Here is an 18,108-nt window from a genome sequence, read left to right on the forward strand (position 1 = left end):
AAATAGGGTGCTGCGGCTATTTCACCTATTAATTGCTAGCCGCAGAGACGTTACTCAGGCGATTTATCCACGACGCGACGGCTTTTTTTTCCGCCTTTTCTCCCTGCTTCAATAGCGCGTTCCGGATTATTACGGAAATTACCGCCGCTAAGCTGGCCGCCTTTTTTTCCCGCTTCGCGGGCTCTTTCTGGGTCCATGGCAAAATTGCCAGAACCGCCACGTGGTGTTGTCATGATTATTGCCTCAAAAAGTTAGATAACTATTATTTCAGTTACACCTTAAGGCTAGTCGTTAAAGCCTAACGCACAAGGCGGACTAATTAGGAGTTATCTTATCGGTATTGAAAAGGCTCGATTATTTCTTAGAGTTTGCTTAATTATTTTTCGCGTAAGAATAAATAAATTTTCCTGGCTTGATTGTGTGCCAGGTAATTATCCGTACCGCTTATATTTATTTTTAATTACCAAGCTGATGAAATCAATCATCATTAATATTACTTTTTTGTTATGCTGAGAAATGATTGTGAATCGGATTATTAGCCCTTTTCTTGTAAGGGCTATGAATCATTTATTTACTTATATCGGGCGACTTAATTTCACCAGCACCTGTGCACCGCCATTTTTCTCCAGTCGACACACGTCGAATCACAGTATGCACGAGCCATAGCGGCGCAATTCATTGCGCCGCTATGGAAGGTGGGATGATTCAACCCGCACTGGGTTAAATCAGAGGGCTTCTGCCACGCTGGCTTTGGACGTAATAAACTGCACTACCGCACGCGTCACCTCGGCGGTGTTGGCCGTGCCGCCGACATCCGGGGTCAAAATGCCTTTGGCGCAGACAAACTCGATGCCTTGCATAATCAGCGCCGCCGCGTCGCGCTCGCCGAGATGCTCCAGCATCTGCACTGCGGTCCAGAAGGTGGCGATCGGGTTGGCAATGCCTTTGCCGGTGATATCAAACGCTGAGCCGTGAATCGGTTCGAACATCGACGGGAAGCGACGCTCGGGATCGATATTGGCGGTCGGCGCCACGCCGAGGCTGCCCGCCAGCGCACCCGCCAGATCCGACAGAATATCGGCGTGCAGGTTGGTGGCCACGATGGTGTCGAGGCTTTGTGGATGCAGCGTCATGCGGTGCGTCATGGCATCAACCAGCATTTTGTCCCACTGCACATCCGGAAACTCGATCGCCACTTCGGCGGCAATCTCATCCCACATCACCATGCCGTGACGCTGGGCGTTGGATTTGGTCACCACGGTGAGCAGTTTGCGCGGGCGCGACTGCGCCAGTTTGAAGGCATAACGCATGATGCGCGTTACGCCGACGCGGGTGAAAATCGCCACTTCGGTACCGACTTCCTCCGGCAAACCACGGTGCGCCCGCCCGCCGTTGCCGGAATATTCGCCTTCTGAGTTCTCCCGCACGATGACCCAATCAAGATCGCCAGGACCGCGATTGCGCAGCGGTGACGTCACGCCCGGCAGGATTTTGGTGGGGCGCACGTTGGCGTACTGATCAAAGCCCTGACAGATCGGCAGACGCAAACCCCACAGCGTGATGTGATCCGGCACGTCAGGCGCACCCACCGCACCGAAGTAAATCGCATCGAACTTCTTCAGCGTTTGCAGGCCATCTTCCGGCATCATCACGCCGTGTTGTTTGTAGTAATCCGAACCCCAGTCAAAGGTCTCGACATTGAACTTCAGCTGCGGATCCTGGCGCGTTAGCGCGTGCAAGATTTCCACACCGGCAGAGATCACTTCCGGGCCAATGCCGTCTGCGGGAATAGCGGCAATCGAATAGTTACGCATGTTGTATCTCCAGATTAATGAGTATGAGGATGAGGAAGCTCCGCCGTTTGCGGCTTATTGCCGCGGGTGGAGAGCAGCAGAACCACGATGGCGGAGATCGCCAGCAGTCCCGCCACGAAATAGAGTCCCCAGCTGTAGCTGCCGGTTTGCTGGCGAATCACGCCAATCATCATCGGGCCGACAAAACCGCCGAGGTTGCCAATCGAGTTGATGGTGGCGATGCCCGCTGCCGCCGCTGGACCACTGAGGAACAGCGTCGGCATGCTCCACAGCGGCGGTTTGGCGGCGCTGATGCCAACGGTGACCAGCGTCAGGGCGATAATCACCGTAAACAGCGTGCTGACGTTGCCGGCATAAATCAGTCCGGCCGCCGCCAGTAAACAGGCGCCGATCACGTGCCAGCTGCGCTCTTTGGTGCGATCCGAATGGCGCGCCCAGAGGATCATGCCGATCACGCCAATTACCGCCGGGAAGGCATTGAGGAAACCGATCTCCATTGAGGATGCGCCAAAGCTACGGATGATTTGCGGTGACCAGATGCCCAGCGTGTACAAGCCCGCCGAGGTGCCGAAATAGACCAGCGCCAGCGCTAACACGCGCTTATCGGCCAGTCCGCGCCATGCGCTGCTGTGGCTCTGCCTGGTGGCGCGCGCCTGCTCTTCCGCCCGCAGGGTGTTTTCCAGCCAGGCGCGCTCCTCATCGTTCAGCCACTTGGCTTTTGCTGGCCGATCGGTGAGGTAGAACAGCACCACGATGCCGAACAGCAGCGCCGGGATGGCTTCCAGCACAAACATCCATTGCCAGCCGGCGTAGCCTAGCAGGCCGTGCATCTCAAGCAGCGCAGCAGAAATTGGCGAACCGAGCGCCGTCGAAAGCGGTGCGGCAGCCATAAAGATGGCGGTGACCTGCGCGCGTTTCGCCGCCGGGAACCAGTAGCTGAGATAGAGAATGATGCCGGGGAAGAATCCGGCTTCCGCTACGCCGAGCAGGAAGCGCAGCACATAGAAGCTGGTGGTGCCCTGCACGAAGGCCATGCAGCCGGAGACTAATCCCCAGGTGATCATCACGCGGGCGATCCAGATGCGTGCGCCGACTTTGTGCAGAATTAAATTTGACGGTACTTCAAACAGAAAATAACCGAGAAAGAAAATTCCGGCACCAAAACCAAACACCGTGGGCGAGAAACCTAAATCCTGATTCATGGTTAATGCAGCAAAACCAATATTGACGCGATCGAGAAAGGCGATGAAGTAGAGCAGCATGATGAAGGGCACAATGCGTAACGTCACTTTACGCATCACCCTTTTTTCGAGGTGAGAGTTCATATTAACGTGCTCCAGATTGTGTAGGGGTAGTATTATTTTTTTGTCTTCGCGTTCAGTATGCAGTTTTGCTTTGGTGGATCATCAGGCGTGGATTATATAAAGTATTTGCATAATCAACGGGCGAGGGAAATGTGGATATAAATCAATTGCGTTGTTTTGTCGCCGTGGGTAAAGAACTCCATTTCGGGCGCGCTGCTCAAAGAATGGAAATGATGCCTGCGTCACTTTCTCGCTTCATTCGTTTACTGGAAGAAGACCTTGGCGTGCGCTTGTTAAATCGCTCGACGCGGAATGTTTCATTAACCGCCGAAGGCGCGATATTTTTTGATGAGGCCAGCAAATTAATCGATCAATTTGATGCGCTGGCGCAGCGATTTAAAGTCGGATTAAAAGATGAGCGTCGTACATTACGCATTGGCGCCATCGATAGCGCCGCGCGCGGATTAGTTCCGGCGTTGCTTAACTTATTTGTGCCGCTGCATCCGCACAGTGATATTCATATTATTGAAGACAAAACCATTAATTTAATTCCGAAATTAAAATCGGGCTGGCTGGATATGATTTTTATCCGCGAACCGCAAAGTATTGATGCGTCTTTAGCGGTGCGCTTTATTACCCGTGAAAGCTGCGTGCTGGCGGTGCCAATTCAGCATGCGCTGGCGCAGTGCGAACGGGTGGCGGTGGTGGATTTCCAGCATGAAGCGATGATTATTCCCGATCGCCGCACGCGCCCGCACAGCCACGATTTGACGATGAGTTTGTTCAAACTGGCGGGACTCACGCCGCACATCGCGCAGTTCGCCGAAGAGAAACAAACCATTCTGAGTTTGGTATCGGCCGGTTTGGGATTGGCCGTGGTGCCCGCGTCGTACCGCACGATGAACAGCGACAGCGTGCGCTATATTGCGCTGGATTTACCAGAACAGATTAAAGGTTTGCCGCTGAGCATTGCCTGGCAGAAGGGCAACGAAGACGCGTTTTTACTCGAGATGCTGCGGCTGCTGCATGAGAATGAATGTGAGTTGACGGAGAAGTTGTGATTTCCCTCACCCTAACCCTCTCCCAGAAGGAGAGGGAATGATTAGTTGGGAGAAAATGCTGAATTCCGCAGAGGACTGTTCCCTCTCCCGCCTGCGGGAGAGGGCTAGGGTGAGGGACAAAGCGCACTGTCCACCCAGTGGCTAATTGCCGCGACTCTCTCTATGATGAAAACTTTCCCGCGCCAATGTCGGGAGTGATCAATGAGTTAGGGAAAAATCGCGCGATGACCATTTTAAACGACCTGGATTTGCGGCAGCTGGAGGCCTTCTCGGCGGTGATCTCTGCCGGTAGCGTTACGGCGGCAGCAAAGGCGCTCAATCGCTCGCAGCCGGCGGTGTCGCGCTTGATTCAGGAACTGGAACAGTCACTCGGTTATCCGCTGTTTATCCGCAACGGCCCGCGTATCCATCCTTCGGAAGAGGCGTTGCAGCTGCATCAATACGTGCAGAAAGCGCTGCTCTCGTTGCAGCAAATTCGCCTGCGTGCGCAGGAGATCGCCCATCAGCAGCATCGTCCACTGAGTATTGCCGCCACGCCCGCGCTGGCGGCGGGATTGCTGCCGCAGGCGCTGGCCGCACTCAATTTGCAGAACAAAGTGCAGATCATCAGCGAATCCGCAGTTAATACCGCGCATGCCGTGATCACCGCAGAGGCCGATCTCGGTCTGTGCAGCTTGCCGCTGGAGCATCACGCGGTAGAGCTGCACTGGATTGGGCAGTCGCAGTGCGTCGTGGCGCTGCCGGAGAACGATGAGCTGGCGGCGCACACGCGGCTGTCGCTCAGCAGTCTGGCGGGACGCCGTTTGATTGCGCCGTGGAGCCCGCAGCGTCTGCGCGGGCGCTATGAAAAGGCGCTGAAAAAGGTCAAAACGCCGCTGCAGGAAACCATCGAAACCAATTCGTCTGCCAATATTCTCGGCTGCGTGCGCGCCGGATTGGGCGTAGCGATCCTTGAGCCGGTGACCGGTTGGGGCATGCCGCTGGCCGGTGTGGCGATTCGTCCGCTGGAGGAGGATATTCCGTACTACTTTGGCGTGATCACGCCGCAGGGGCGACAAATCTCCACCGCTGCGCAAGCCTTGGTGGAAGCCTTAGCCGACGCTGCGGCTCATCTGCTGCCAGGCTTTGAGCGTCTGCCTGCCAGCGAGCATCCGCGCATTATGCGCCTGATTAATCAGGATTAAACAACAGTGCGGGTATCAACAAGGTCGTCATAAATGACGACCCTACAATCGCCTCGTGCAGCTCTTTCCCATGATAAATGACGACCAACCCGTAGGGTCGCCATTTATGGCGACCGCCAGCCAGCTCCCACCTCGCTTATAACAATTTCGGCATAAGATATAAGAAATCCATTGGTCAAAAGCTGAGCGAGATTGTTGACTCCGTTTTAGGGCAAGAGGATTATGCGAAACCTTAGCTCTTATTATGTGATTTGGTGATTAAAGCACGCTAACTATGTGTTATCGAGATAATGAAAATACATAGTCACCAACGCACTTTAGTGGTTTCGCCAGTTTGCTGGCCGCCGCTTATTTCAGGGAAAACGCGTATGACGAATGCTGCCGACGGTCTTGCCGCGCTGGAAGCTCAGCTGCAGCAGGATCTGGAATATCTTGAACTGCCTGCAAAATCCTGGGTGCCAGCGCGCACGCAGGATGGCGCCCCGGTGCGTGATGTGGTGGTGATCGGTGCCGGTATGTGCGGCCTGGCGGCGCTGGCTAAATTGCAGCTTACCGGCATCAGCAACGTGGTGGCCTATGATGCCGCGCCCGCCGGGCTGGAAGGTCCGTGGGTGACCTTTGCGCGCATGGAAACGCTGCGATCGCCAAAGACATTACACGGCCCGGCACTCGGCATGGCGCAGTTGACGTTCCGCGCATGGTTCACCGCGCAGTGGGGCAAAGAAGCCTGGCAGGAGCTGGATAAAATTCCCAAAGCGCAGTGGATGGATTATCTGATTTGGTATCGCAAGGTGCTGAATCTGCCGGTGCGCAACAATGTGCGCGTCACCAATATTACTTTCGAAGGTGAGTTAATCGCGCTCGATCTTAGCGGTGCCGAAACCGGCCGGATTTACACCCGCCGTTTGGTGCTGGCCACCGGACGCTCTGGCCTCGGCGGCTTCGCCGTACCGGACTTCCTGCAAGGCATTGACCGCAAATTCTGGGCGCACTCCGCCGACGACATTGATTTCGCGGCCCTGCAGGGCAAACGCATTGCGGTGATTGGAGCGGGTGCATCGTCGATGGATAACGCCGCCACCGCGCTGGAAAACGGTGCCGGTGCAGTAGATCTATTGATCCGTCGCCCACAGATGCCGCGCATTAACAAAATGACCGGCATCGGCAGCCAGGGCGTGGTGCACGGGATGCATCAATTGCCGGACGCGTGGAAATGGAAGTTTGTGGATTACACTGCTACCACGCAAACGCCACCGCCGCGTTCTTCGACGCTGCGCGTTTCACGTCATGCCAATGCACGCTTCTTCCTCAACTGCGGCATCAAAGCGGTAAAACAGCAGGCCGAGGGTTTGCTGATCGAAACCACTCAGGGCGCGCTGCGCTACGACTTTTTGATTGCCGCCACCGGCTTTAGCAACGATTTCCACGGACGCCCAGAGTTTTCCGCCATCGCACCGCACATCCGCAGCTGGCGCGACGGGCGTTATCAGCCAGAAATGGGCGCGCCGCGTGCCAATCTGCTCGAAGCGCCGGATCTCGGTCCCGCCTTTGAGTTCCGCGAGCTAACGCCAGGCGCGTGTCCCGGCCTTGCGCATATCCACTGCTTCAACGATGCGGCGATGCTGACGCACGGCAAAGTCTCCGGCGATATTCCGGCGGTGAGCGCCGGTGCCGATCGTCTGGTGCGCGGCATCAGCGCGTCGCTGTTTGCTGAAGACGTCGAGCAGCATTACGCCAACTTACAGGCTTTTGACACCCCTGAATTGCAGGGTGATGAATGGGTGGATTCCACGCCCTTACTCAACCAGGAGAACGCGCAGTGAGTGACGCAATTGATCGCGCCGTTGGCTTAAACGCTGAAGATGCGCTGTACGCTACACGCCGCCTGCGCCCGGAATTTGTGGATGGCGCTGAGCAGTGCCGGCTATCGGTAATGGCACCTAATGACGATCAGGGCTTAGCGCCGGATGTGCGTTTGGCGCTGGCGCAGCGCATGGCGAAGTTGAATGGCGATGCCGAGCTGCAGCGCGATTATCAGGCGCAGCTGGCGGCGTTGCAGCCATCAGACGCGCTGCTGACGCTGGCGGCCGGTGCCAGCGATCTGGCTGAGCCGCTGGCGACTATCGCGCGGCATACCGATCTCGTTACCCGGCAGCCGATGAATGCCACCGAGCAGCACATTCGCCTGCTGGAACAGGCAGGATTGAGTAATCCACAGATCGTGGCGCTCTCAGAGCTGATCGCTTTTGTTAACTTCCAGACGCGCGTCGCGGCCGGATTACGTTTGTTGAGGTCTGCATGATTCCGTCGGTTAATCTCAAGCCGCTGCACTGGCATCCTTACATCGCGCCGGTTGAGGTGGCAGATGCCACGCCCGCGCAGCTTGATGCGATGAAAGTGACGCCCTCGAACAAGAAGATCTCCGAGTATGTGCGCACGCTGGCGCACGATCCCGACAGCTACGTGGCGCGTACCGTGCTGTTCAACGCCATTATGTATGTCGATGGCGGGCTGGATCGTGCAGATCGCGAGCTCGGTGCGCTGGGCGCTTCAATCGTTAACGGCTGCAAATATTGCGCGGTGGTGCATGCGCGCCGCCATGCGCAGCTGGCAGAAAGTGATGCGGTAGTGAGTGCGATTTACTTCGATCGTGCCGATGTGCTCGGCGAGCGCGATGCGGCGATCTACCGTTTTGCCCGTCGCCTGTCCGTCACGCCATCAGAGGCCAGCGCCGAGGATATGGCGGCACTGCGCGCGGTCGGCATGAACGATCAGGAGATTATCGATCTGATCCACGCCATCGCCATTTTTGGCTGGGCCAACCGTCTGATGCATGTGCTTGGCCATGCTGACCTGAACAAATAGGGGCTGCTGCATGTTAGAACTCAACGATATCAAGCTCGCTTACGGCAGCACGCCGATCCTGAAAGGCGTCGATCTATCGGTAAAACGTGGCGATGTGGTGTCGATCATCGGGCCAAGCGGCACCGGTAAAACCACGCTGCTGCGCTGCATTAACTATCTGGCGAAACCGGCGTCCGGCACTATTCAGCTCGATCAGATCCGCATGGATTATCAGACTCCGGACAAAGCGGCGATCCAGGCGATCCGCCTGCGCACCGCGATGGTGTTCCAGCAGTTCAACGTCTTCAAAAATATGACGGTGCTGGAAAACGTGATGGATCCGCTGATCGTTATTCAACGCAAAAGCAAACAGCAAGCGCGCGATATCGCCGTGCAGGAGCTGGAGCGCGTCGGTCTGGGCGCCAAGCTCGATCACTATCCGTCGCAGCTTTCCGGTGGCCAGCTGCAGCGTACCGGCATCGCCCGTGCGCTGGCGGTGCGTCCCGACGTGATGCTGTTTGATGAGCCAACCTCATCGCTCGATCCGGAGCTGGTGGGCGAGGTGCTGAAAGTGATTAAAGACGTGGCGTCGTCCGGCATCACCTCGCTGCTGGTGACGCACGAGATGCAGTTCGCGAAAAGCATCTCCAATCGCATCGTGTTTATGGATCAGGGCGTGGTGGCCGCGCAGGGCAGCCCGACTGAGATGTTCGATAATCCCACCCTGCCGCGCCTTGCTCAGTTCCTCAACTCAGAACGCGTATTCTAATAATTAAAGGAATCAACGACATGCCTGCAATCAAAACCACATTACGTCGCCTGGCCGTGCCTGGCATCATCGCACTGGCGCTCATTAGCGGTAACAGCTTTGCTGACGCCGTGCGCACCATCAAAATCGCCACCGCGGCGGAATCGAAACCGCTGTCGTGGGGCGCAATTGGTCACGAGCCGCAGGGTTACGAGCCGGACGTGCTGAAAGCCATCAACGCTAAGCTGCCGCAGTACAAATTCGTCATGGAAGGGGCGGCGGATATCGCCCAGGAAACCGGTCTGGCGACCGGTAAATATGACATGGCGACCGGCGGTTATTACAAAGCGCCGACCCGCAGCAAACAGTTCCTGATCCCGGATGCGCCAATCGGCGCCAGCCTGATGAAGATCTACAGCCGCAGCGATAGCAACATCAACGGCATGAAAGATCTGGTCGGTAAGAACATCGTGCCGGTGACTGCTGGCGGCGGCGTATACAAATTTGTGACCCAGTGGCAGCAGGAAAATCCGAACGACAAAGTGGCGATCAAGGCGTCGAGCGCCGGCGTGCCGTATCCGGATCGCCTGAAAGAAGTGCAAAGCGGTAAATATGATGCGCTGATCCTGCCTTCTAACCTCGGCGAGCAGACGGTGATCGACAACCAGAAGCTGGCGATCAAAGCCAGCGAGCCGGTGGCAATCAACAACACTTACGTGCTGATCCACCGCTCCGCTGAAAACCAGGCGCTGAACGATGACATCAACAAAACGCTGCAGCAGCTGAAGGCCGACGGCACGCTGGATAAGCTGGCGCAGAAGTGGTTCGGCGAAGACGTCACTAAATACATGAAGTAAGCGATTCACCTGAAGCCGCTGCGCCCGGTGCTGAGCCGGGCGCTGCTTCATTGTTAGCAGGAGTGTTTCACCGTGAATCTGACTTCGATGATTCCCGAGCTGCTCTCGGCGCTGCCGCTGACGCTCGGCATAATGTTTGTTGCGATGATCGTCGGGTTCTTCCTGGCGCTGATCGCCACCGTGTTCCGCGTGCGCCGCATCCCAGTAATTAGCCAGGTTGTGGATCTGTACGTCTCGTACGCGCGCAGCGTGCCGGTGGTGCTGCAGCTGTTTGTCGCCTTTTATGGCCTGCCGCTGGTGGCCGAGCAGTTTGGTTTCAGCGATTTTGTCACCGCCAATATCGCAGCGATGATTGGCCTGAGTCTTTACCACGGCGGTTATTTGTCGGAAGTGATGCGTCCGGCGTTTCTTGCCGTGGAGCGCGGCCAGCATGACGCCGCCGACAGCATGGGTTACAGCTTTCGCCAGAAAATGCTGCGCATTGTCGGTCCGCAGGCGGTGCACTATGCGCTACCGGGCTACGGCAATGCGATTATCTACCTGATTCATAACGTGGCATTGGTGATGTACATCGGTGCGGCGGATGTCATGGCGACGGCGCATCTGATTATGGAACGTGACTACAACCAATATCAGTTCGGTACCTATCTGGTGCTGGCGGTGCTCTATTCGCTGCTGTGCGGCGTGGCCTGGTTGATTATCCGTTTCTTCGAACAACGTCACGCGAAGTACAGCTCAAAAACCGCTGCGCGCGTTAAATTCACCAGCGTCTGATAAAGGGGAGCAACCATGTTTGATCTTGAGGTTTTGCTGCCGGACTTCTGGAGCATTCTCGATGCGGTGCCGGTTACGCTGCTGATGGCGGTGACGGTGTTTATCTGCTCAACGCTGCTCGGCGGGCTGTTTGCCTTTGTCGAGCATCGCCGCATTCCGGTACTGCGGCAGTTGGTGATCGCATACAAAATTGCCTTTAAAGGCGTGCCGATGGTGGTGGTAATTTTCCTCGCCTATTACGGTTTACCACCGGCGCTGCACTTTGTTGCCACACTGTTTGGCGTGGAAGTGAATGCGCACTCGCTGCCGAACTGGGTGATTATCATTGTCGCGCTCAGCGCCTGCGTGGCGGCGTTCCAGGCGGAAGTGTGGAAGGGCGCGCTGAATTCGTTTGATAGTGGCCAATCGGATGCGGCGCTATCGCTGGGCTACAGCGGCGGCCAGCTGTTCCGCCGCGTGATGTTTCCGCAAATTATTGTGGCGGCGATCCCCGATCTGGCGAATGCCTTTATGGTGATCATGAAAGCGCTGTCGCTGGCGTTTGCTATCGAAGTGGTGGATATCTTCGCTCAGGCGCAGTTGACTGCGGCGCTGAATTTCTACTACCTCGAAGCCTTCCTGATTGCGGTGGTGTTCTACATGGTGATTGCATATGTGGTTACCAAGATTGCCGACAAGATTGAGGCGGCGCTGCGGGTGCGGACGTAAATCCTGGTCGCCATAAATGGCGACCCTACAAAACCCGCATACCCAATCACGTAGGGTGCGCATTTATGCGCACCTTTTTTATCGCTATCATAACTTTCATTATGCAAGTTACTTGCAAAATGAAAGTCACTCTGTAACAGTATCCCGCATCAGAAAGATGCGGATACCCAATCATGAAAAACCAACCCCTCTACAATATGCCGTGCCCCATCGCGCGCAGCCTGGGCCGTATTGGCGATGGCTGGAGCATGCTGATCATGCGTGATGCGCTGGCTGGCTTCACGCGTTTCGATGAGTTCCAGAAAAGCAGCGGCGTGGCACCCAACATTTTGTCGCGTCGGCTGAAAGAGCTGGTTGAAGATGGCCTGCTGCAGAAGGTGTGTTACAGCACCAGCCCCGCGCGCTATGAATATCACCTCACGCCTGCCGGACGTGATTTCCGCAGCGTGATTCTGGCGCTGGCAGAGTGGGGCAGCACCCACTTCTCGCCGGAAGGACGCCAGATACAGCTGGTAGAAACCGCCACGCAGCGTCCGGTGAAGATGCAGCTGGTCGATAGCGAGAATGGTGAGCCGCTTACCCTGGACAAATATCAGATGGTACCCGGCCCGGCGGCGGTGCCGATGATGCACTATCGCCATGACTATCTGCAGAAAAAACGCGCCGGTGATAACGCCCAGAAATTCGCGCCGCCTTCGCTGACAGAGCCGCAATCATGATGCTGACGCGCAAAAAATCTGCGCTGTTGCTGGCGCTGGCGGCGGCAGGTATCGCGCTGGCCGGTTACGGTTATTACTGGTGGCACACCGCGCGCTTTATGCCTTCAACTGATGATGCCTACGTCGGCGCGGATATCAGCGCCATCTCGGCTAAAGTCTCCGGCTACATTCACACCATTGCGGTGCAGGATAACGCGCAGGTAAAGCAGGGCGATCTGCTGGTTCAGCTGGATAACCGTGATTATCTCGCGGCGGTGGAGCAGGCCTCGGGTGAAGTGGCCGCGCAGCAAGCGGCGCTGAGTGATATCGCCGCCACCCGTCAGCTGCAGCTCGCCACCATTGCCGGTGCGCACGCCTCGCTGCTGGCGGCGCAGGCGGTGACACAAAAAACCACCTCCGATCAGCGGCGCTACACCCTGCTGGCCAGCAGTGCGGCGGTGTCGCAGCAGATCCGCGATCATGCGCAGGCCGATTACCATCAGGCGATTGCCGAAGAGAGCAAAACCCGCGCCGATAAAACGGTGGCGGAGCGACAGCTTCAGGTGTTAGACGCGCGTGAACTGCAAGCGAAAGCGGCATTGACCAAAGCACAGGCCGGGCTGGCGATGGCGAAGCTCAATCTTGAGTACACCGAAATTCGTGCGCCTTTTGCGGGTGTGGTGGGCAACCGTCGCGCGTGGTCCGGTTCGTTCGTCAGCAGCGGCACGCAGCTGCTGTCGCTGGTGCCGTCGCACGGCTTATGGATCGACGCCAATTTTAAAGAGAGCCAGCTGGCGAACATGCAGCCGGGACAGGCGGCGCACATCGTTGCCGATGTGTTACCAGGCCGCACCTTTAGCGGCCACGTTGCCAGCTTATCCCCGGCAACCGGTTCACGCTTCAGCATTCTGCCCGCAGAAAATGCTACCGGCAACTTCACCAAAATTGTCCAGCGCGTGCCGGTGCGCATCATGCTGGAGGGCGATGATGCGGCGCTCGGCCTGCTGCGTCCCGGCTTGTCGGTGACGGTCACGGTGGATGAGAGAAGCGCGCGATGAGCAGCGTCGCCGCACCGCTGGTGGCGCCGGCGCAAATGCCGGTGAGCAAGAAAATAGTGGCCTTCGCCACGCTGTGCATCGGCATGTTTATCGCGCTGCTGGATATCCAGATCGTGTCGGCGTCGCTACGTGATATCGGTGGCGGTTTGTCGGCCGGCGATGATGAAACCGTGTGGGTGCAGACCAGTTATCTGATCGCGGAGATCATCATCATTCCGCTCTCCGGCTGGCTGGCGAGCGTGATGTCAACGCGCTGGCTGTTTGCCGCTTCGGCCTGCGGATTCACCATCATGAGTCTGCTGTGCGGTTGGCCATGGAACATTCAAAGCATGATTGCCTTCCGCGCGCTGCAGGGATTAGCCGGCGGCTCGATGATTCCGCTGGTGTTCACTTCCGCGTTTGCCTTTTTTCAGGGCAAGCAGCGGGTGATTGCGGCGGCCACGGTGGGCGCGCTGGCCTCCCTGGCGCCGACGCTAGGGCCGACGGTGGGCGGCTGGATTACCGACAACTACAGCTGGCACTGGCTGTTTTTCATCAACATCATTCCCGGCATTTACATTACTGTTGCCGTGCCGCTGCTGGTGAAAATCGACGCGCCGAATCGTGAACTGCTGCGTGGCGCCGATTACTTCAGCATTGTGCTGCTAGCGGCGTCGCTCGGCTGTCTGGAATACACGCTGGAAGAGGGGCCGCGCTGGGGCTGGTTTGACGATAGCACCATCGCCACCACCGGTTGGATCGCACTGGTGTGCGGCGTGTTTTTTATTGTTCGTACGCTGCATCACGCCAGACCCATCATGGATTTACGCGCGCTGAAAGATCCTGGTTTTAGCCTCGGCTGTTACTTCTCATTTATGGCCGGTGTCGGCATCTTCGCCACCATTTATCTCACGCCGCTGTTTCTCAGCCAAGTGCGAGGGTACAGCGCGCTGGAGATCGGGATGGCGATCTTCTCTACCGGTATTTTTCAGATCCTGTCGATCCCACTGTATGCCTGGCTGGCGAATCGCGTCGATCTGCGCATTCTGCTGGCGTTTGGCCTGATGAGTTTTGGCGTGTCGATGTACTTTTTTGTGCCGATCACCCACGACTGGGGCGCCAAAGAGCTGCTGTTTCCGCAGGCGTTTCGCGGCATGGCGCAGCAGTTTGCCGTGGCGCCTACGGTAACGCTGACTTTGGGTAGCCTGCCCCCGGCGCGACTAAAATTAGCTTCAGGGCTGTTTAATCTGATGCGCAACCTCGGTGGCGCTATCGGTATCGCGCTGTGTGGCACGGTGCTCAACGATCGTACCAATCTGCACTTCAGCCGTCTGGCTGACCATCTCAACTCTGCCAGCCTGACGTTGGGTGACTATCTGCAATCACGCACGCTGGCGCTCATCGGCAGCGGCCTGAGTTCGGATGCGGCGCACACTGCGGCGCTGCAATCGCTGGCGCAGTTGACGCTTCGCGAGGCGCGCACGCAGGCATTTTCAGACGCATTCTGGCTGATTATGGTCGGATTTTGTATCGCCGCGCTGCTGGTTCCTTTTATGAAAAAGCCCGCGGCTTAAGGAGTTATCAATGAAACGTATTGTTATTACTGGCATGGGGCTGGTCTCGCCACTGGGTTGCGGCACGGAGGCGGTGTGGCAGTCGCTGCTGGCGGGAAAATCCGGCATCAGCGCGCTGCCGCCGGAGATGGTGCAGGATATCGCCTGTAAAGTAGCGGGCCAGGTGCCGACGCCAGAGCAGGATGCGCAGCACGGTTTTAACCCCGACGGCATTATCGCCGCCAAAGATCGCAAGAAGATGGATCGCTTTATCGAGTTCGCGCTGGTGGCTGCCCAAGAAGCGCTGGCGCAGGCCAACTGGTCGCCGCAGGATGTGGCACAGCAGCAGCGTACTGCCACGGTGATCGCCACCGGCATCGGCGGCTTTAACGAAATCGCCAACGCGGTAGAAACCACCGCAGCGCGTGGACCTCGCCGTCTGTCGCCGTTCACCATTCCTTCGTTTCTCGCCAACCTGGCGGCGGGACACGTCTCGATTGCGCACGGTTTTCGCGGACCGATTGGTGCCCCGGTGACCGCCTGTGCGGCGGGGGCGCAGGCGATTGGCGATGCGGCGCGACTGATTCGCAGCGGCGAGGCGGATATTGCGCTGTGTGGCGGTACCGAAGCGGCGATTCATCGCGTCAGCCTGGCCGGTTTTGCCGCCGCAAAGGCGATGTCGGGCGGCTTTAACGATCGTCCGCAGCAGGCTTCGCGTCCGTTCGATCGCGACCGCGATGGCTTTGTGATGGGCGAGGGCGCCGGGTTACTGGTGATTGAATCGCTGGAGCATGCGCAGGCGCGCGGCGCTACGCCGCTGGCCGAGCTGGTGGGCTACGGCACCAGCGCCGATGCTTATCATCTCACCGCCGGCCCGGAAAATGGTGAAGGCGCGCGCCGGGCGATGGAAACTGCGCTGGCGCAGGCGGGCATTGCGGCTGCGGAGGTACAGCACATTAATGCGCATGCCACCTCGACGCCGGTGGGCGATAAAGGCGAGCTGGCGGCAATCCGTTCGCTCTTCGCGGGAAGCAAAGTGGCGATCACCTCAACCAAATCCGCTACCGGACATCTGCTGGGAGCGGCGGGTGGCGTGGAGGCGATCTTCTCCATTCTGGCGCTACGCGACCAGATTGCGCCGCCCACGCTGAACCTGCAACATCCGGATGAGGCGGCGGCCGGGCTCAATCTGGTGGCGCTCACCGCGCAGCCAACGGCGATGACCTATGCGCTATCGAATGGGTTTGGCTTCGGTGGGGTTAATGCCAGTTTGTTGTTTAAAGCCTGGCGATAGATTTCCTATAATGGGGCAACGATAGCGTGCAGGAATGGCCCCCTTTGACTCCGAAATCCGAAACTCAGCAGCTGGCGGAAGAGCTCCGTCAGCTTGTCAGCCACTTCGTGCGTAACGTGCGGGTTGGTACTGCGACCGTGCGCACCTCGCAGTATGAAACCTTAGACTTGCTCGAAAGCCATCAGTCGCTCTCCATCGCCGAGCTCGCGCGGCTGCGCGGCGTGAAGCATCAAAGTATGCGGTTGGTGATTAACGAGCTGGAGTCGCAAGGTTTGGTACTGCGGCAAAAAAGCGCGCAGGACGCGCGAGCGCAGGTGATTGTGTTGAGCGATTGCGCACGCGCACACCTGGTCACGGCACGCGAACAGCGCACGGAGTGGATTGCGGCGCGCATTAACGCCAGCCTTGAGCAATCCGATCGTGACGATCTGCAGAAAGGCCTGGCTGCATTGCGCAAGCTGCTTTAAACCGACGGGCTGGCGCTACGCAGGTGATTGATCACCTCCGCCAGCGTGTTCATCCCCCAATGTTCAACGTATTGTCCATTTTCAATGCGTACCATATCGATCACGGCAATCGTCACGGCTAAACCGGTGGGCGCAATGCCCATCAGCGATCCGCTGTGAACGCCGCCAATGCTTTTGCGCGTAGTGACCCAATCGCGCTCGGCGATTTGCTCCTCAATATTCACCTGTAAATCGGAGAGCGCGGGGCGCAGGATCCGATCAAAGGTGTGCCACAAACTTTCGCGATCGTTGGGTGCGCCCGCGGGTGCTGAGCGGTTAACGAAGTGTGCGGCGACGAGCCGATCAAAGGCCTGACGATCCCCCTCGGCGATCACTTGTTGGTTAAAGCGACGCACAACGGCTTTGTTCTGTTCAGACATGGTGATTCTCCGCAATATATACAGTTTAACTGTATATATTTAACGGCAAGCGAGGAGCAGGGATTTGTTAAGTTGTGCTTTATACGGAGTTTGCTGCATTCTGATGCCCTCACCCCAGCCCTCTCCCACAGGGAGAGGGAGCAGAAAGAGCCATTTACCGTGAAAGAGAGGGAGTGAGATAATGTTCGATGGGGCGCGATCGGTTCCCTCTCCCGCGGGCGGGAGAGGGTTAGGGTGAGGGGAAAAAACGCACCAAACTCAACGCTTACCCAGCGCTTCCCACAGCCCTAGCAGGTAGGTAGTACCCAGCGCGCGATCGTACAAACCATAGCCCGGACGACCGGTTTCGCCCCAGATAAAGCGACCATGATCCGAGCGGATGTAGCCATCGAAGCCGTTGTCGTACATCGATTGCAGCACTTTATACATATCCAGCGAGCCGTACTCCGTTGGGTGCGCGCACTCGTAGAAATCTTTGTCCTGAATAATTTTGATGTTACGCACGTGGGCAAAGGGAATGCGCCTGCGGTGGGAGAACTCGGCCAGAATGGCGTACACGTCATTGCTGGGATCTTCCGCAATCGATCCGGTACAAAGCGTGATGCCGTTAGCTTCGGAATCCACCACGTTACAGATCCAGTCAAGATCGTCGCGATTTTTCACCACGCGCGGCAGGCCAAAGATCGAATACGGCGGATCGTCCGGATGGATCGCCATCTTCACGCCCACCTCTTCACACACCGGGATCACCGCCTTGAGGAAGTAGGCGAGGTTTTCACGCAGTTTTGCGTCATCCACATCTTTGTATTGGGCAAACAGATCCTGCACTTTTGCCAGACGTTCGGGTTCCCAGCCGGGCAGGGCGAAACCATTCGCATTGCCGAGCACTTCCTGCACCACTTCATCAAGGCTCTTATCAATGCCTTTCTTCTCGAAAGCCATGGTGAGCGAGCCGTCGGGCAAAACATAGTTCATGTCGGTCTTCATCCAGTCGAACACCGGCATGAAGTTGTAGCAGATCACCTTAACGCCCGCGTTGGCCAGATTGCGGATGCTCTGCTGGTAATTTTCAATGTAGCGATCGCGGCTGGGCAGGCCGATTTTAATGTCGTCATGAATATTGACGCTTTCGATCACTTCCACCGTCAGACCGGCGGCGTGCACCTGCTCAACCAGCGCATTAATCTTTTCGACAGGCCAGGTTTCACCCACCGGCACGTCATAGAGCGCGCCAACCACGCCACGTACGCCCGGCACCTGGCGAATATATTCCAGCGAAACTTTATCTTCTTTCGGACCAAACCAACGCATTGTCAGCTGCATAATGTCATCCACCGTCATCGTGT

Annotated in this window: 19 protein-coding genes; 14 read left to right on the forward strand and 5 right to left on the reverse strand. The window is 57.3% G+C overall.

The window, feature by feature from the left end:
- Positions 1 to 50: 50 nt before the first annotated feature.
- The 3 genes from AAGR08_RS02255 to AAGR08_RS02265 all read right to left on the reverse strand — a co-directional run bounded on the left by AAGR08_RS02255 (position 51) and on the right by AAGR08_RS02265 (position 3,139).
- A complete protein-coding gene (locus tag AAGR08_RS02255; RefSeq protein ID WP_007893075.1) occupies positions 51 to 233 on the reverse strand; it encodes a general stress protein in 183 nt (60 codons plus the stop codon).
- A 492-nt stretch (positions 234 to 725) separates the two neighbouring features.
- Entirely contained in the window at positions 726 to 1,814 is a 1,089-nt protein-coding gene (locus AAGR08_RS02260) for a tartrate dehydrogenase (RefSeq protein ID WP_097096048.1), read from the reverse strand.
- A 14-nt stretch (positions 1,815 to 1,828) separates the two neighbouring features.
- Positions 1,829 to 3,139 carry an MFS transporter gene (locus AAGR08_RS02265; protein WP_097096049.1) on the reverse strand — a complete coding sequence of 437 codons (1,311 nt, stop codon included), beginning with the start codon at positions 3,137 to 3,139 and terminating at the stop codon, positions 1,829 to 1,831.
- A gap of 131 nt (positions 3,140 to 3,270) precedes the next feature.
- Between AAGR08_RS02265 and AAGR08_RS02270 the strand changes: the two genes are divergently transcribed.
- The 14 genes from AAGR08_RS02270 (at position 3,271) to AAGR08_RS02335 (ending at position 16,343) form a co-directional block, all read left to right on the forward strand.
- Positions 3,271 to 4,179, forward strand: coding sequence for a LysR substrate-binding domain-containing protein (locus AAGR08_RS02270; protein ID WP_345828320.1), 909 nt, complete (start codon positions 3,271 to 3,273; stop codon positions 4,177 to 4,179).
- A 224-nt stretch (positions 4,180 to 4,403) separates the two neighbouring features.
- On the forward strand, positions 4,404 to 5,363 hold the full coding sequence (locus AAGR08_RS02275; protein WP_345828321.1) for a LysR family transcriptional regulator: 960 nt from the start codon (positions 4,404 to 4,406) through the stop codon (positions 5,361 to 5,363).
- 368 nt (positions 5,364 to 5,731) lie between these two features.
- Positions 5,732 to 7,186: an NAD(P)/FAD-dependent oxidoreductase gene (locus AAGR08_RS02280; protein ID WP_345828322.1), complete on the forward strand. Its 1,455-nt coding sequence runs from the start codon at positions 5,732 to 5,734 to the stop codon at positions 7,184 to 7,186.
- The gene (locus tag AAGR08_RS02285; protein WP_345828324.1) at positions 7,183 to 7,665 is read left to right on the forward strand and encodes a hypothetical protein; all 483 of its coding nucleotides are present in this window, start codon (positions 7,183 to 7,185) and stop codon (positions 7,663 to 7,665) included. Before AAGR08_RS02280 ends, AAGR08_RS02285 begins: the two co-directional genes overlap by 4 nt.
- Complete coding sequence (locus AAGR08_RS02290) at positions 7,662 to 8,228, forward strand: peroxidase-related enzyme (RefSeq protein WP_179452163.1); 567 nt, start codon at positions 7,662 to 7,664, stop codon at positions 8,226 to 8,228. Before AAGR08_RS02285 ends, AAGR08_RS02290 begins: the two co-directional genes overlap by 4 nt.
- A 10-nt stretch (positions 8,229 to 8,238) precedes the next feature.
- Positions 8,239 to 8,976: an amino acid ABC transporter ATP-binding protein gene (locus AAGR08_RS02295; protein ID WP_345828328.1), complete on the forward strand. Its 738-nt coding sequence runs from the start codon at positions 8,239 to 8,241 to the stop codon at positions 8,974 to 8,976.
- 20 nt (positions 8,977 to 8,996) lie between these two features.
- On the forward strand, positions 8,997 to 9,812 hold the full coding sequence (locus AAGR08_RS02300; protein WP_345828330.1) for a transporter substrate-binding domain-containing protein: 816 nt from the start codon (positions 8,997 to 8,999) through the stop codon (positions 9,810 to 9,812).
- A gap of 87 nt (positions 9,813 to 9,899) precedes the next feature.
- Positions 9,900 to 10,586, forward strand: a complete 687-nt coding sequence (locus AAGR08_RS02305) for an amino acid ABC transporter permease (RefSeq protein WP_320204511.1) — start codon at positions 9,900 to 9,902, stop codon at positions 10,584 to 10,586.
- A 15-nt stretch (positions 10,587 to 10,601) separates the two neighbouring features.
- Positions 10,602 to 11,294 carry an amino acid ABC transporter permease gene (locus AAGR08_RS02310; protein WP_097096058.1) on the forward strand — a complete coding sequence of 231 codons (693 nt, stop codon included), beginning with the start codon at positions 10,602 to 10,604 and terminating at the stop codon, positions 11,292 to 11,294.
- A gap of 173 nt (positions 11,295 to 11,467) precedes the next feature.
- Positions 11,468 to 12,013 carry a helix-turn-helix domain-containing protein gene (locus AAGR08_RS02315; protein ID WP_345828333.1) on the forward strand — a complete coding sequence of 182 codons (546 nt, stop codon included), beginning with the start codon at positions 11,468 to 11,470 and terminating at the stop codon, positions 12,011 to 12,013.
- Positions 12,010 to 13,050 carry an HlyD family secretion protein gene (locus AAGR08_RS02320; protein ID WP_097096060.1) on the forward strand — a complete coding sequence of 347 codons (1,041 nt, stop codon included), beginning with the start codon at positions 12,010 to 12,012 and terminating at the stop codon, positions 13,048 to 13,050. Before AAGR08_RS02315 ends, AAGR08_RS02320 begins: the two co-directional genes overlap by 4 nt.
- Positions 13,047 to 14,603, forward strand: a complete 1,557-nt coding sequence (locus AAGR08_RS02325; RefSeq protein WP_345828336.1) for a DHA2 family efflux MFS transporter permease subunit — start codon at positions 13,047 to 13,049, stop codon at positions 14,601 to 14,603. The genes AAGR08_RS02320 and AAGR08_RS02325 overlap by 4 nt, the downstream gene beginning before the upstream one ends.
- A 10-nt stretch (positions 14,604 to 14,613) precedes the next feature.
- Complete coding sequence (gene fabF / locus AAGR08_RS02330) at positions 14,614 to 15,876, forward strand: beta-ketoacyl-ACP synthase II (RefSeq protein WP_345828338.1); 1,263 nt, start codon at positions 14,614 to 14,616, stop codon at positions 15,874 to 15,876.
- A 44-nt stretch (positions 15,877 to 15,920) separates the two neighbouring features.
- A complete protein-coding gene (locus AAGR08_RS02335; protein ID WP_345828340.1) occupies positions 15,921 to 16,343 on the forward strand; it encodes a MarR family transcriptional regulator in 423 nt (140 codons plus the stop codon).
- Here the strand turns inward: AAGR08_RS02335 and AAGR08_RS02340 are convergent.
- Both AAGR08_RS02340 and uxuA read right to left on the reverse strand, forming a co-directional pair.
- Entirely contained in the window at positions 16,340 to 16,762 is a 423-nt protein-coding gene (locus AAGR08_RS02340) for an ester cyclase (protein WP_345828342.1), read from the reverse strand. The two genes, AAGR08_RS02335 and AAGR08_RS02340, sit on opposite strands and share 4 nt — an antisense overlap.
- Before the next feature lie 258 nt (positions 16,763 to 17,020).
- Complete coding sequence (gene uxuA / locus AAGR08_RS02345; RefSeq protein ID WP_345828344.1) at positions 17,021 to 18,085, reverse strand: mannonate dehydratase; 1,065 nt, start codon at positions 18,083 to 18,085, stop codon at positions 17,021 to 17,023.
- Positions 18,086 to 18,108 lie beyond the last annotated feature (23 nt).

Source organism: Pantoea sp. BRR-3P (assembly GCF_039621635.1).
GTDB classification, from domain to species: domain Bacteria; phylum Pseudomonadota; class Gammaproteobacteria; order Enterobacterales; family Enterobacteriaceae; genus Pantoea; species Pantoea floridensis.